The sequence below is a fragment of the Serratia quinivorans genome, assembly GCF_946227985.1.
GTDB lineage: Bacteria > Pseudomonadota > Gammaproteobacteria > Enterobacterales > Enterobacteriaceae > Serratia > Serratia quinivorans_A.
Genome location: NZ_CAMKGL010000013.1, coordinates 119,557 through 134,442, shown reverse-complemented (window position 1 = coordinate 134,442; position 14,886 = coordinate 119,557). Strand labels below are relative to the sequence as shown.

General features: G+C 49.7%; 17 protein-coding genes and 1 pseudogene. 16 read left to right on the top strand and 2 right to left on the bottom strand.

The window, feature by feature from the left end:
- Nucleotides 1-131 precede the first annotated feature (131 nt).
- A pseudogene (locus OCH02_RS23025) lies at nt 132-566 on the top strand (integrase domain-containing protein); the annotation flags it as partial.
- A 70-nt stretch (nt 567-636) separates the two neighbouring features.
- On the opposite strand, the gene OCH02_RS23020 reads toward OCH02_RS23025, so the two are convergent.
- Nucleotides 637-1,413, bottom strand: coding sequence for a MipA/OmpV family protein (locus OCH02_RS23020; RefSeq protein WP_076606743.1), 777 nt, complete (start codon nt 1,411-1,413; stop codon nt 637-639).
- Between the two features lie 575 nt (nt 1,414-1,988).
- Between OCH02_RS23020 and OCH02_RS23015 the strand changes: the two genes are divergently transcribed.
- The 14 genes from OCH02_RS23015 to OCH02_RS22950 all read left to right on the top strand — a co-directional run bounded on the left by OCH02_RS23015 (nt 1,989) and on the right by OCH02_RS22950 (nt 12,493).
- Nucleotides 1,989-2,948 (top strand): VirK/YbjX family protein, encoded by a 960-nt coding sequence (locus tag OCH02_RS23015; RefSeq protein ID WP_076606744.1) that lies wholly within the window; start codon nt 1,989-1,991, stop codon nt 2,946-2,948.
- 418 nt (nt 2,949-3,366) lie between these two features.
- Nucleotides 3,367-3,744: a hypothetical protein gene (locus tag OCH02_RS23010; RefSeq protein WP_261433139.1), complete on the top strand. Its 378-nt coding sequence runs from the start codon at nt 3,367-3,369 to the stop codon at nt 3,742-3,744.
- Nucleotides 3,741-4,271, top strand: a complete 531-nt coding sequence (locus OCH02_RS23005) for a serine hydrolase domain-containing protein (RefSeq protein ID WP_079007586.1) — start codon at nt 3,741-3,743, stop codon at nt 4,269-4,271. Before OCH02_RS23010 ends, OCH02_RS23005 begins: the two co-directional genes overlap by 4 nt.
- 374 nt (nt 4,272-4,645) lie before the next feature.
- Entirely contained in the window at nt 4,646-5,335 is a 690-nt protein-coding gene (locus OCH02_RS23000) for a response regulator transcription factor (protein WP_006327934.1), read from the top strand.
- 2 nt (nt 5,336-5,337) lie between these two features.
- Nucleotides 5,338-6,507 carry a sensor histidine kinase gene (locus OCH02_RS22995; RefSeq protein WP_020439756.1) on the top strand — a complete coding sequence of 390 codons (1,170 nt, stop codon included), beginning with the start codon at nt 5,338-5,340 and terminating at the stop codon, nt 6,505-6,507.
- Between the two features lie 584 nt (nt 6,508-7,091).
- Nucleotides 7,092-7,430, top strand: coding sequence for a hypothetical protein (locus tag OCH02_RS22990; protein ID WP_076606816.1), 339 nt, complete (start codon nt 7,092-7,094; stop codon nt 7,428-7,430).
- 90 nt (nt 7,431-7,520) lie between these two features.
- Entirely contained in the window at nt 7,521-7,895 is a 375-nt protein-coding gene (locus tag OCH02_RS22985; RefSeq protein ID WP_006327931.1) for a hypothetical protein, read from the top strand.
- 95 nt (nt 7,896-7,990) lie between these two features.
- Entirely contained in the window at nt 7,991-8,569 is a 579-nt protein-coding gene (locus OCH02_RS22980) for a hypothetical protein (RefSeq protein WP_135638622.1), read from the top strand.
- 74 nt (nt 8,570-8,643) lie between these two features.
- A complete protein-coding gene (locus OCH02_RS22975; RefSeq protein WP_006327929.1) occupies nt 8,644-9,129 on the top strand; it encodes a hypothetical protein in 486 nt (161 codons plus the stop codon).
- 87 nt (nt 9,130-9,216) lie between these two features.
- On the top strand, nt 9,217-9,819 hold the full coding sequence (locus OCH02_RS22970; protein WP_020439754.1) for a DUF3085 domain-containing protein: 603 nt from the start codon (nt 9,217-9,219) through the stop codon (nt 9,817-9,819).
- 75 nt (nt 9,820-9,894) lie between these two features.
- The gene (locus OCH02_RS22965) at nt 9,895-10,902 is read left to right on the top strand and encodes an ArdC family protein (protein ID WP_006327926.1); all 1,008 of its coding nucleotides are present in this window, start codon (nt 9,895-9,897) and stop codon (nt 10,900-10,902) included.
- An 11-nt stretch (nt 10,903-10,913) separates the two neighbouring features.
- A complete protein-coding gene (locus OCH02_RS22960; RefSeq protein WP_033648727.1) occupies nt 10,914-11,192 on the top strand; it encodes a TA system toxin CbtA family protein in 279 nt (92 codons plus the stop codon).
- Nucleotides 11,185-11,457 (top strand): hypothetical protein, encoded by a 273-nt coding sequence (locus OCH02_RS22955; protein WP_060558351.1) that lies wholly within the window; start codon nt 11,185-11,187, stop codon nt 11,455-11,457. Before OCH02_RS22960 ends, OCH02_RS22955 begins: the two co-directional genes overlap by 8 nt.
- Before the next feature lie 112 nt (nt 11,458-11,569).
- Nucleotides 11,570-12,493, top strand: coding sequence for a DUF1281 domain-containing protein (locus OCH02_RS22950; RefSeq protein ID WP_197819437.1), 924 nt, complete (start codon nt 11,570-11,572; stop codon nt 12,491-12,493).
- Nucleotides 12,494-12,758: 265 nt separating this feature from the next.
- On the opposite strand, the gene OCH02_RS22945 is transcribed toward OCH02_RS22950, so the two are convergent.
- On the bottom strand, nt 12,759-13,553 hold the full coding sequence (locus OCH02_RS22945; protein ID WP_060558353.1) for an AraC family transcriptional regulator: 795 nt from the start codon (nt 13,551-13,553) through the stop codon (nt 12,759-12,761).
- An 87-nt stretch (nt 13,554-13,640) separates the two neighbouring features.
- Here OCH02_RS22945 and OCH02_RS22940 point away from each other — a divergent pair, with 87 nt between their 5' ends.
- Nucleotides 13,641-14,831, top strand: coding sequence for an MFS transporter (locus OCH02_RS22940; protein ID WP_060558355.1), 1,191 nt, complete (start codon nt 13,641-13,643; stop codon nt 14,829-14,831).
- Nucleotides 14,832-14,886 lie beyond the last annotated feature (55 nt).

Genomic DNA, 14,886 nt, shown 5'->3' with positions numbered 1-14,886 from the left:
TCTTCGATTATGTAGAGATGTTTTATAATGCTAAACGCCGCCACAGTGCCTGTGAGGATCAACCCCCTGCAGTTTATGAAAGTGCCTGGTTCATGAGGCACGGAACCGTCTAGGAAATCCGGGTCTATTCAGAAACAGTCCAGTCCGCCAAATCACTAAAAACCTGGAAGCAAGCCATCTTGAATGGCAACGATAGGGTTAAGGTGATTTTCGGGACAAAAGGGGGACGCGCTAGGGAAACAACAGTGTTTAATCGTGAGAAGATTTTGGCTATTTTGGATAAAGCGATAAAACATTGTGGTGAGAATAGAGGGAAACTGATTGATAAGCCGTCTCTGCATACGGCGATAGAACGATACAGAAATATCGTGCGTGACGCAGGTATGACTGGAAAAGATGCCCCCCACAGCTTGCGATATGCTTATGCAAGGGATGCTGTAACACATCATATCAAAAATGGCATGAGCAGAGATGAAGCAAATGCATTGGTCTCGATGGATTTAGGGCATGGAGACGGACGAGGACGTTATATTAAACAAGTGTATTTTAAAAACGATATTGATTGAGTAGTGAAAAAGGTCGCAGCTCTCACGGGGCTGCGACGTTACAAAAAGTTACGTAAATACTTTTATCATATTAGAAAGAATAAAATGCACCTATTGTGAAAGTGAAATAATCATCCTTCTGCACGATGGGGCTGTGCCTCACATGGTTAGCCAGTGTAGTATAGTGTAGAGCCGCGTAACCAGACCAGTTTTCATTAAATAAGTGTTGCCAGTTAATACTATAATCGACACTGTATAAGCCCCCTGTAGAGTTAAAACTCTTGAACTCTGAATTTCGGCTTTGCTTCTCATTAACACCAAACCAGGTGTTATTATAACGAGCGTCGCCATAATGCATGACGCCACTGGCTGTTAGCGTGTTGCTGTCATCATTAAATAAAACAGCATTAACACCTATGTTGTAATTAACTCCTTGGCTTTCAGTCAGGGGGGCGATAATGGTTCCTTCAACGCCAATCCAGGGAGTCATCCACCAACCGAGAGTTGTTGTTGAGTTTAATGCTGTGTTTATTTTCCCCATTCCTTTGAGGTGGTCGGAGCCAGACTGTAACCACGAATCACCATCAGTTGTTCGACCCCATGTATACCCCAATGCCTGCCCCAAGTATAAACCATTATCAAAGGAATGAGTAATCCCAATACCTTTTTCTGAGCTCACGAACCAGCTCCCGTTGGTCCATTCAAAATAAGGTGCGTTTGTCACGTCATATTTATCGGCTCCAATATACGTAGGTGCATACTGTGTTCCTATTCCAACGGTTATCTCATGTTTATTTTCGACAGATGATGCATAAGTTACAAATGGCAAAAACAATATCACCGATAGTGTCCTTTTTATCCCCTTCATACGAGCTCCTAGAGTGAATTATGCTTGTTAACAACTCCGGAAGTATCGCCACAAATAATAAAGAAATCGACAAGGGTTTATCAATGTTTAATCAATGTGAGTCTGTGAAACATGTCTTAATCATTGAAGGCGATCCGGACCCGGTGAATGATAGTGGATCAACCGGATAACTTGTCTCCAATGAGTGTGCCTTCATAACAAAATCCATCGACCACGCCCGATTCGGGGTACCCAGCTTCAGAGTTTTAGGAGGGTGCTAACCTGAAAATGTTCGGCCGGGGTTGGCCTGGTGAGTGCTTTCCAGCGATTGGTCTGTAGGATGCAGATCGTAATCTGTCACTGTTACCTTAATTATTTCAGATGTTTAATCATGTTTTTCATTCATTGATCAATTTATTATCTGGTGTCTTTTGTTGACTGAATATTGATGTTGTATTGACCAGTCATTGATTATTTCACGCTAGTGTGCCCTGTAATCATAAAATACGATTTCACCTCATTGATTCTGCACGAACACCTGAATTTATTTTTTGCAGTATTGATGAAGTAGAAGGCGCTAGCTTCGGAATATCATAATGTCTCACATTTCAAACAATCGTACAGCAGTTTCACTTCCTGAATCACCGCTTGGACTTTACATGGCCTTATCTATCGGTAATCTGCAGCCGCACCGGTTCTGGAACTCTCCTCACTTTCGATTTAAATTTTTTTCTCGTTCTCTGCTTATGCCGGTGAAAACTTATCAGTTACTGAGTCTTCTTACGAGTCATCCGCTTTATTATGAGCTTTTGCAAAATCAGCCCCGGTTACCCTGTCGGATCCACCGCCCGTATGTAAGCGCAGCCTTATCCAGTGGAGAAAGGATGCAAGCCATCCTTTACCATTACAGCATGCTGACCTCTTTCCTGGATGTTGAAGCGTTCAAGAGCCATCTGTCGCCCGACGGACTCTGCTTGTGTCAGTTTATGGGGAAAGATGATCAACTATTTATCCTTCAGTTTGTTTCGACATGTAGGCTGGATCGAGAAGGGGAAGCCAGCATCATTCTGAGAGACGGTTCCGGACAAATGCTGGCGGAAATCACGTTTGTGCTTTGCTTACGCGATAACAAAAGGTCTGTAATTATAGGTGGGTTACAGGGGCCTAATAATGACAACGCTCAAGAACTTGTCCAGCAGGCAACAAAAAATCTGTATGGTTTGTTCCCAAAGAGGCTTGTTCTGGAGTCTCTAATTCAGGTTGCCAGTCTGCTCAGCGTGGATAAAATTTTCGCAGTATCCAATAAACTTCATGTATACCAGGCTGTCAGGTATAAAAACAGGGTTAAACATTTGCATGCTGATTATGACTCCTTCTGGGAAATGTCTGGCGGAAATATAGACAGTCATGGTTATTATTCGATACCTATTAATATCATCAGGAAAAGGTTAGGCGATGTGCCGAGTAAAAAACGTGCTGTATATCGGCGGCGTTATGAACTTACCGATGCCATTAGTGAGCAGACACGTCAAGCACTTACCCGAAAGTGTTCTTGATGCACCATGATACATACCGAATAGCTGTTTTTTTATCGCTGGCAGGGATTCCCAGTCAGATTGACTGAGTTGCTGGCTGCTAAGCGTTTACAGATCTGGTGATGAAATCCATCTTGAGTCCGTAGATGGGGGGATGTTTCTGGTTCTGCCAGCAGTGTGCCTTGAGGAATGATAGTAGAGGTGGGGTTCTTAGATCAACTTATTGATGATGAATCAGGAAAAACACCTAAGGCATCCTAGCAAAAAGTGTCGTTTGAAACTGTTATGGATTAATAATTATGGGCGTAGAGCTTATCGTGGGAATATGCTAATGAATGTCAATTAAAATCACAAGTTGATAAAAAATTGACAATTGATTAGCAGTATCTTGATAGTAACGGTATTTAATTCGTGCTGGATTATAACCAGGATGCATTGAATGAAAAAGATACTCTTCTCCATAATTATGTCATTGTGTTTGACTTCATCAGTCTATGCCCAGTCTTCGGCTTCCGTTATCGGACTAGGTGAGAATATCTCTAGTGCCGGCAAAACACGTACTGAACTTGGTATCGAGCAATACAACATGCTGAGCCAGAGAAATAATCGTTACAGTTTTAAACATGCAAAGGAGTTTTTCCCCCATAAAAGTATTGATACTGCAGGTACGCCGGTTTACTCGCTTGGAACAGGTAAGCCTCAGTTGAATATGAACGAAATAAATTTCGACTTTGAAGATCCGGTTATTCATCGTATTTTTCGAAAAACTGTCGCAGATATGTTGCATCAGACACGAACAGATTCGTTTTCGTCATAAAAAATGGCGAAATAAGATACGAAAATTACTTCGATGGGCAAAGTAGTCGCACTCGCCATCTGGTAATGTCTGTATCAAAATCACTTACCGGGATACTGGCCACCTTTCTCGTTGCTGAAGGGAAGTTAAACAGGGATGCTAAGGTCATGGATTATATACCTGAGTTGAAAGGTGCGGCTCCTGAGCTCAAAAATGACCATGGGCCGAGGACTATTCGTCAGTTCTTAACTACACTGAAAAAGCAGGGAAAACATGGTGATAAGTTCCATTATGTGACTCCCACTACGGATGTACTTTGCTGGCTTACAGAACGTGCCTCAGGGGAGACATTTGAAACGTTATTGTCAGATCGGTTGTGGTCTAAACTAGGTATGAGCAGAGGTGCCTTCGTGTTGGTTGATAAATCAGGCACCCCATCCTGTGGCGGCGGTGTGAATGCTACGGCAATAGATCTGGCTAAGGTCGGCGTGATGTTATTGAATAAAGGTGAATTTAATGGGAAAAAATCCTGCCGTACAAGGCCATAGAGAGCATCACTTCTGGCGGCGATATTAATGTATTTGCGGAAAGTGGATCTGCGGCAGAAGGGCTGGCTGGAGCTATAAGGACCAATTCTGGATCCGCAATAACGCTCATCATGCCTATACGGCAATTGGTGTTTACGGTCAATGGGTATACATTGATCCGACAGCAAACGTGGTGATTGTGAAGCAATCCAGCTTGCCGCAGGCAGATAACAATGGGGTGGATGCCTATACTCGTGCGGGGTTCGATGCGATTATTAAGCAACTCGACAAGCAATGACGCTGAACATGACATAATTTCGCATAGTTACTGGCTGTAAAAGCGGCCAGTAACTATACAGGAATGAGAGGGATTTATTGGTAGTCAGGAAAACGTTATGGACAAAAAACATGTATTGATTATTGAAGATGACAGTGATGCCGCACAGGTGCTGGAAGCTTATCTACAACGGGAGCATTTCCATGTCTCAGTGGCTGGGGATGGTTCTAAAGGGATGGAGATGGTTCAGCGCCTGAAGCCTGACTTAATCTTGCTTGACATGATGCTGCCGGGTATCAACGGGACGGAAATTTTGAGCCAGTTAAGGAAAAAGAGTGACACTCCCGTCATTATGATCACCGGAATGGGGGATGCGACGGATAAGATCGGTGCACTTCGTTATGGTGCCGATGACTATATCGTCAAGCCTTATCATCCTGGGGAAGTGATGGCCCGTGTGCATGCGGTAATGCGACGCTATTACTATCAAAATCATGTGAAAGAGAGCCTGTCTTTTGGCTCATTGCGCCTTGATACTGAATCGATGGTGGCCTCCGTCGAAACCTCCGCTGATAAAGTCCAAAATCTCGAGCTAACCCCGACAGAATTCAGCTTGTTGGCGACACTTTTACGTGCACCTACCAAGGTTTTTTCACGTCAGGAGTTGCTAGAAAAGTGTTTACCAGAAAGTGAGGCTATGGAGCGAGTGATGGACATGCATATTTATAAGCTACGTAAAAAATTGGAGAATGCCGGCGTCACTGGAGTGCTGCTCACCGTCAGGGGCTTCGGATACAGGTTCAGGTAAGTATGGACAAGTCACACAAACCGTCATCTTTATCGCGTTGGATTTTATTGCGGGTCCTCTCACTGGCTATTGGTTGCGTGATCATTATTGCCAGTTGTATGTGGGGTGCTTATCGTCTGGTATATCTTTGGAAACTGCACTCTATGCCTGAGTCTACCAGGGAAGAGATGCAGAAACTGTTGGCAGACCCAGACATTAATATCACACGCTATCATCAACTGGTGGATGCTTGGTATGGCGTAAACTTCTCTAATCCTTCTGCCACCTCTATTGACTTGATGCTGCTTTGTTCCCTAGTTTTGGTCGCTATACCGACAATTGTTATCCTTGGGCTATATGCTGCCCGTCCGCTATCACGCCAATTTACCCGTATTGCGAAAATAGCGAGGAAGGTCTCTGAAGGGGAGTTTTCGCATCGTGTCGGGCTGGAAAGAAGAGCGCCGGTAGAGCTCATCAACCTGACTAACGACTTTAATACGATGACGGAGCGCCTTTCGCAATATGAACGTGAACTCAAGGCTTCTCACGTGGCAATGGCCCATGAGCTACGCTCTCCCCTTACTGCAGCGACCGGACGGATGCAGGGAATGATTGATGGCATTTTTCCTTGTGAAACGAAGCAGCTTAACCTTGTCATGAGTCAGCTTCATCATCTTAACCGTTTGATTGATGATCTGTACCTGTTATCCATGGCGCAGGCGGGGCAACTGTTACTGGATAAGTCTCCGGTTAATATTGTTGAATTACTTAGAGAACGGATCCTCTGGTTGAGGCCGCAGGCTGAACTACAAGGCTTTACTTTCACTCTGGAATCACATACCTCACCGAGTCTTTTGGTCGATCCTTATCGTATGGGGCAGGTATTTATCATTTTGATGGATAACGCATTGCGTTATGCCAAAGAGGGGCGGCATCAGGAGATCAGCTTATGTGACGAACCCGGTTTTCTAGCAGTACGTTTCCGTGATTACGGGCCCGGGGTAAGCAGTGAGTTTTTACCGCATATGTTTGAACGTTTTGCTCGCGCTGAAAGCTCCAGAGCGAGATCTTCAGGCGGTAGTGGGTTGGGACTTTCTATCGCACGTGCTATTTGTGAGTTACATAGAGGGAGCCTAGATGCGGAAATCGCTCCAGAAGGGGGAATGACTTTCACGTTACGGTTGCAGGTGTGAAAATATATTTATTTTTTGTTGGTTTTGTTCGGTTAGGACTATGCCATGTCCCATATTAAAATAATTTCTTTATTGATGTGTTTGCAATTACATTTGGTAGGTTTTAATGGTTGCTGTTAATAACAGTTTTTTTCCATATTTAACATGTTGACGTGATATTGATAGTGTCAGGATTCGAACACTGATTATATAGCTTGATTTTTTTAAGAAACATAACCTGGCTGCATTTTAGTTCTCCTGTGGTTGACATTGTTCTCTTTTGATTCGAAAATGAACAGGCTTACTTGTTGTCTTCGGACAACCAGCCAATGCTTCAGCACTCGGTGAGAAGCGCCTTCGGGTGAGTGCCAGCCAAAGTTTCAGCGGTCTGTGAGAAACGCCTTCGGGTGACTGCCAATAGCCTCGTAGCCTGAAAGAGGAAGCCCCAGTGGCGGTAACCCTGTTTAACCTTTGAGAACAGGGATCACTTAACGGTGATGAAGGTACTGACTGATGTACTGACGATTGCGGTTACCGCAATCCAATCCCAGGGGAAATACCTTTCCCCTGGGAGCGGTGTTTCCCTTTTTTACAGGAGAAACACCATGTCTGTTTTTACTTCTTCAGTTGTTCCTGATTTCTTCTCAACCCTGCACCGTGTCAAATCGGCTGTCCAGCGAATACCTTTTCGCATGACGCCGCCGCGTTTTACTGACTGGTACGTCAATGCAGCAGGTAATTTTGCCGTTCGCGCGCATGTTATCTGCAGTGATGATGGTTCGGTCAGCGCGTTGCTGACGCTGCGCAAAGGTTGGTACAAAGGCGAATATACCTACGCAAGCCCCCATGTTGTGCTGGCTTGCAAACATACCGAGCGCAGAAAAGCTTACCGACTCGCTAGCCAACATGCTGAGCATTTGGCCAGACTGCGTTACCGCTTTTAGAGCTGTCGGTTTACCCACTTAATACCCTGACGGGGATTTACACCCGTTATGGGGATAAATCCCGCTTTTCTTTTTGTGGAGGATTTATCGATGCATACCCAGTTACCCAACGTACTTGACGTGAAAACCGCGCTTGATGCGTTTCATTTCCTTTGCCTGGTTGAAGGTAAGCTCATGAGTATACGGGCTTGCCAGCGCCTGGGATTGGGTATTGAACGTGAAGACCCCACTGAGCTGAATGATGTGGAAAATGCCGTTATCAATGCGGGAGAGGCCTTTGGTGGTTTCCTGCTGGTCATGCAGTACGGCTATATATCGACACTTTCCGCTAACGGGCAAGCGCTTATGGCTCGCCTGGATACACTGAGCAAAGATATTCATGCGTCTTATTGGACACAGGCCGTGGAGCAAGGCAAGCGTTATGTCGAAGCCGACATAGCTATTGGCGAGCTCGAGGTTTGGTGATCGGCACGGCAGCCTGACAGACACACACCCTGACGGGGATTTATTCCCGTCAGGGGGATAAATCCCCCCAATTTTTTGTTACCGGAGGATTTATCGTGAGTATGAACGTGTATTTTGTCGCACCACCGTCCCAGGACGAGTGGATTGATTTCACCCTGGCGGTAACCGAGGTGTTCTGGTTGTTGCCGGATGAAGCCCGGCCAGAAGGTATCACGGAAGCCGGCCAGCTGTTTGATGGCATGATCTTCGAAACGGCCGGTTTACGTGTATCACCGGAATCAGAGGAAAATAGTCCGATGCAACCGGTGCCTGACGTCGAAGAACGTGTGGGGTTCTTTCAGCGCCCCGACTTTTTTCACCGACTGGTTCTGACACTGATTCATAACCTGTGCCCTGGCTCTGTACGGATAGAGCGGAACGACTCCAAACTCGCCAAATATCCAGGATGGGAGTTGCCACTACTCTGGTTGCGCCACCACCTCAAACGCCCAGAACTTATTGCTCCAGGTGAAGTGGATGAGGCGGCACTGACTGATGACTCCATTCTTTACCATTTGGAAGGGTATAGCAGTCATAACGATGATCCCGATGAACTGCTTTGTCGCTGGTGCGTTATTGTCGGCATGGATGACGTGCTGGCGGCGCGTTTGAATCAGGCGCATTCGGCGGCATAGTCGCGATTTTTTTATTCACCCGGCAGGGCCTCCCTGCAGGGGAGCTCCTGTCCGTATACCGAGAGGAGTGACCCATGGGGCTTGATATCAACTTTTTCCGTCAGCGTAAGGCTGACTATCCGATGTTGCCGGTTAACGGCGACTGGACACCCGTTGGCGACTGGGTGCCGTGTTCACCAGCGTGGCTGGAGGACGGCGGTGATTGTGTGCAGGCGCCGCGAATATACAACCACAAAACGTGTAACCACTACCATCCGCCGCTGCTGGTTCACTCCTGTCATTTTCGCGGGTTTACTGCGTTGATGCATTGGGTGGCCAACAGTGTCGGGGACGTCAAAAGCGGTGAGCTGATGGCGTTCGACCGCAATGACATCCAGATGCTGCAGATGCTGTTGTCACGATTGAATGAAGCGAACTGCCATGAGGAGTTCCCTGATGACTCTCGCGACTACTGCGATGTGTACTGGATGCAGGTCGACTTACTGAAAACGTACGTTAACAGCGTACTTACCGGTTTCGATTTTAGTCGGTATCACCTTTACTTCCGGGCTTCGTGGTAACACCACCGCGCTGGCCATAACGTTTTATTTCCCTGGAGGGGCTTCCCCTCCAGGGGAAGTCGTCTCCGCTTTTTAAGGAGACTTATCATGTTGCATTTTAACCCTGCAGAACTGCGCGCCGTGGTGGCTGAAGTCCGCGCCAATCAGTGTGCGTTGGTGTTGGCCAAAGACGACGGCGTCTATCTGATGCCTGCTGTGGGCGAACGAAACGCCACCGGCCGTATCAAGCACCTGGCGTATGCCGACGGTTGCCATCCCGAAAAGGATGAAGCCTGGTATGAAACGTCCCGGCGGCTCGCTGGCGGCGACGACTTTGGCGAGGAGCTGATGCTGAACGACAGTTGTATCGAGCGAATACTGTCGCAAGGCCATGAGCTCTGGATCCACCTGTTACCCGAAACGGTCTATATGCACGTTGCCACGGTTAACTGGGTGTGTGTCGCCGACTTCCGTCGTATAACCGCCCGCATGCTGCAGCTGGCCGAGGTCCATTACTCGGTTTGTGTCAGCCAGGATGAGTTTAAACACTGGCGTGAGCGGTCCATCAACTTGCTGGCCACGGCCTGTCATACCGATTGCAAGCGGGCAAAGCCCGCCGATCGGGAAGACTATCTGGCCATGTTCGAACGGCTGAAACAGCGTGTTGACACGGTAAACCCGAAAGGGGCACTGCGTTACCCCGCTCTCTAACCACTTTTTTCTGTCCCCTGGGGCGTATTCTTCGCCGCTAGGGGAGGAATGCGCCTTTTTTACGAGGAGCACTCCATGAAAAAAACATCATCATCACGTCGGCCGGCAAAAGCCCGTCGCGAACGTACTGACCTGTACCAACAGGTTACGGACAAAATCATTGCCGCCATCGAGACGGGAACCTTGCCCTGGCGCAAGCCCTGGCGGACCGACAAGGGCCGCGGCGCGTCGACGGCCATCATGCCGCAGAACGGCACGACCGGTTACCACTACAGCGGCGTGAATGTGCTGTTGTTATGGATGGCCGCGGACGAAAGGGGTTTTCACTCCAATCGCTGGCTCACCTACAAGCAGGCGGAAGCCGTTGGTGGGTATGTGCGTGCCGGCGAAACCGCGACGCTGGCCGTGGTATTCAAACCCTGGGACAAGCAAGTGGAGGATGCTGACGGCCGGCAGCTGTTTGACGAAGAGGGGAACCCGCTGAAAATGCGAATACCCATGCTGAAGCCGTTGTACCTGTTTAACGTTGCCCAATGCGACGACCTCCCGGAAGTTGTCGGCATTACGCCGGCAGAGGAGCCGGAAGAGGAGGGGGCGTTGGTCGATGCGAAAACACAGGCTCAGGTCAGCACCCTCGTTGACGCCTGTGGCGTTCGGGTTGAACAGGTTTACCAGGACAGAGCCTATTACGCGCCGGGTCGCGACCAGATTGTCCTGCCACAGGTTCAGCAATTTCGAACCGAGGCGGATTACTGGTCGACGTTATTGCATGAACTGGTGCACAGCACCGGTCATGCAACACGGCTCAACCGGGAGGGGATCACGTCTTCCTCCCGGGCGTTCGGGGACCCGGTATACGCGTTCGAGGAACTGGTGGCGGAGCTGGGCAGTGCTTTTATGTGCGCACAGCTTGGCGTCTTTGGCGACATCCAGCACGACAGTTACCTTGAACATTGGCTCAGGGTATTGCGTGAAGATAAGCGCGCGCTGTTTCGTGCGGCAAAACAGGCCCGTGAGGCGTCAGAGTTTTTACTGAAACCCTTGGCGGAAGCGGTGACAACCGATCCTGCCGTTGCGGCATGAGGAGTCTGGTGATGACGATTGAACAACGTTACTGGCAGACCATTGCCGGCAGGTTACTGGCCAAATACTTTGGCCTGGCCTTAAACGATACCGATCTGTGTGAAGCGGAGTGCGTGATGGCTTTACAGGAAGCGGGAGTGCGGCCGTTTGAGGCGATCAACAACCTGGTGGATAAATACCACCTGGTACGCCTGGGCGCCAGTCCCTTTACCCCATCATCACCGTATCTGCGTCAGGCGGAAGAGCTGGGCGTGATCGGTGAAACAGAACAGGAGATAACCGATGACTAAAACCACCAACAAGGGGCTGCAGGTCACCGTTGACCCTGAGATTGCCGGCGAGCTGGCGTACATGCTGAAGCTTCAGCAGACCTGTGGCGCGGCCGTTCAGCTTGAGAGTGTCGAGGGCCTGATCCATTACATTCTGGCCTGTATTGCCGATGGTAGCCGACGTCCGGGCTCGTGGGAGCGCGGATTATTGGTACAGCTGGGATTGGTCGCTGATGGCGACGAACACCAGGTATACCGGGCTCACTATGGCGAGCAAGGCCACTAAGGGCAGGGCAGTATCATCGTCCTGGCCATCATGAGGTAACACCTGACCCAACGGGGGAGACTTTCCCCCGCTGGGGAGAGCTCCCTCTTTTTTTTAAGAGAGGAGAAAGACCATGTCGAACTGGTGCAAAAACCGTTTAGTGATCACGGGCCAATCCGTTTTTGTGGATGAACTGCAGCAATGGGTCAATGGCCATGTTGTGCCTGACTACCGGCACGCCATTCAGCAGAGCTGCCGGCTATTCCTGGCCGGCTGCGCCGGCATACTGAAGCCAGCTACGACAAAACCCGGCGTTTACGTGCCTTACCCGGGTTTATTAATGCACCCGGGGATCGCATCGCCTCAGAATCTGGCCTTTGAACACTGGTTCGGGTTGCTGAAGGCGGATGTCACGTTAACGACCGAGAACATCCGTCTGATTGAGCGTCTCTACCGCCAGTCGGGTCTTGACGCCGTGAAATGGGAGAATATCCCCAACGTCGCGAAGGAGCGTATGGCGGATGTCCTGTCTCGCCAGTATGCGGACTGGTTCGGCCTGGTGGGGGTGAGTCCTGACATCGATGCCGGCATATGCTGGGAACGTTTGGGCATGATGCCTGAGTATACCGCACCCTGCGATATGCTGATGCTGATCCCGACGCGTCTGGCGACCGAACTGAATGGTTCAGGCGCTTTGTTACGTGATGTGCCGACCACGACCGATCTCTATGGCCGGCAGTACGGCGTCGAATGGCCATCAGGCCATAATGCCGGTTGTATGCGGGACGGCATCAACACGCTGACGGTGCACTTTGATTCCCCGTGGTACCCGCCAGCCGGCGAGGTTATCGGGACAGTGTCGGAGCGGTTCAGTTGCCAGGTGGAACATACCTGGTACATGCCTGATGCGGAACGCAGTGGTTACGATCGCTACGACCGCGGCGAGCATGTCGACGGCGGACGAATAGCGGCTGAGGTTGAGGCCGGTGAAGTGATCCACCTGACCTACGCCGACAAGGATTCGGTACCGTTGTCACCGAATGCAGCAGCCGGCTAATCACCGACTCTTGTTAACGCATTAACCTATGGCCACCGATGTTCGGTGGTCTTTTTTTTCCCGTGGGGGAGTTCTCCCACTGTGGGTGAACTCCCTTGTTAAAGGAGTTCACCATGTTGACGTTTACTGAAGCATTATTGTACGTTAAGGTCGTTTTTTGTACTCCCGGGCTGCAGTTAGGGAGATTAACCTCGTTGACGGGCAGCTTTGAGCGTGAAGCGGACGCTGGCGTTCTTTGTAAAAATCCGGTTTGTGTTGGGTTGCATTAGTTTAGGGACGCAAAATATTGTGTCGGCGATTTACCCAGCGCTTTCCTGAACATTGTAATAAACGCGCTGACCGAATCATATCCCAGCGTTCCGGCTACGTGCTGCACGGATTGGCCTTCTGCCAGATGGCTCAGTGCAATCATTAAATGCAGTTGCTGACGCCAGCGACCAAAGCTCATTCCTGTCGCATTTTTTATCAGCCTGGCCAGAGATCGTTCGCTGGTAGCCAGATGCGCAGCCCACTGCTTTAGCGTTCTCCGCTCATCAGGATCATTAAAAAGTGCCTCAGCCATATTCCGGATTTTAGGATGATCGGATACAGGCAGGTGGAGCGCTTTAACTGGCACATCCGGTATATGTTCCAGCAGCACGGCTGCCAGCCTCGCGGTTTTACTGTCAGGCGAATAAGCATGTTCCTGCTCTGCCAGAAACAGAACCAGCTCGCGGACCAGAGGAGTAATAGCAAGGGTACAGCAGGTTTCCGGCATCGCTGCCGCGCCGGGCTCGATAAATAAAAAGCAGGTGTCTGTATTCTTCGTGACCCGGCAACTGTGGGGGATTTTTCCCGGAACCCAGACAGCATGTCCCGGTGGAACAAGCCACAGCGCATCCTGAACCTTACAGCTCACTGCACCGCGCAAAGAGAGAATAAGTTGTCCCTTACGGTGAGCGTGCGGACTCTGACCTGCATACTCGCCTGACGATGATACATGCAGCGCGATAGCAGCCTGACTGAAAGCATCGGCATTAAACTCATCCGGTGAGGTCACCGTTTTTTTATTAACTGGCATGATTTAGTTATATGTTGTCAGATTATCTATATTCTGTAACTCATGCGTCCTTTAAAGTCTTTCTTTTTACCAGAGAAAGCAAAATTTATGTCCCACACTACGAACAAGTGGTCTCCAATTATACTTGTGATCGGCATCCTTTTTATTGCCATTAACCTGCGTGTTCCATTTACCGCTATCGCACCCGTTTTAGAGTCCGTTCGCCATTATTTTGGACTAAGTATCACTGCCGTTGGGTTGCTTAACTCACTGCCTTTACTGGCCTTTGCCGCATTTTCTCCCCTGAGTGCATCGATTTCCCGGAAGTACGGTCTGGAGCGCACCCTTTTGGGTGCCCTGGTCGTGATTTCAGCGGGTATCCTGCTTCGCTCCACAGGCAGTGTCTGGGCGCTTTATGGCGGAACCATATTGATAGGTATCGGGATTGCCCTGGGCAATGTCCTGCTACCTAGCCTTATAAAGCGTGACTTTTCTGGCAACGTAGCTTCCGTAACAGGAGCATATTCCATCACCATGGGCGCCGCTGGCGCAATTGGCTCTGCCATTGTCATTCCTCTGACGCAGAGCTGGGGCTGGAACATCGCGTTAGCCATGCTGGTTATAGCACCGCTACTTGCGTTGCTTTTATGGTTGCCTCAGTTAAAAAAGAAGCATCAGCTGCCAGCAGCGGGTGAGAAAAAAGCGGCGACCGTCGCGGTCTGGCGCTCGCCTCTGGCATGGCAGGTCACCTTGTTTATGGGCCTGAATGCGATGCCGTTTTATGTTGCTGTCGGCTGGCTGCCAGCCATTCTTACGGACAGTGGACTCTCCTCAGCTCAGGCTGGTGAGGTACATGGCATCCTTCAGCTTACCACCGCCATTCCCGGCCTGATTCTGGCAGCCACGCTGCGTCGTCTTAACGATCAGAAATTAGCTACTGCTGGCGTCAGCCTGTTAACCGCGGTGTCATTTATCGGCATCCTGTATTTGCCGAATCTGGCGATGCTTTGGGCTGCGCTTCTCGGCTTCGGCTCAGGTGCCAGCATGATGCTGGGTCTGACCTTCATTGGGCTGCGTACTAAAAACGCCGGTGATGCTGCCGCGTTGTCAGGCATGGCTCAGAGTGTCGGTTATCTGATGGCTGCGATGGGTCCGCTGTTGCTGGGCAAAGTACAGGAGTTGTCCGGAGGCTGGACGGTGCCATTACTGATGACCGCAGCAATCGCAGTCGCAGGTGCCTGCACTGGAATGGCTGCCGGACGAAACGCTCACCTGGAGCCTGTACAGCAGCTGGGTTGAATTAGCTGACACAGCAGGGGAAACGATCGGTTCCTCTGCTGAGGATGCTATTAAT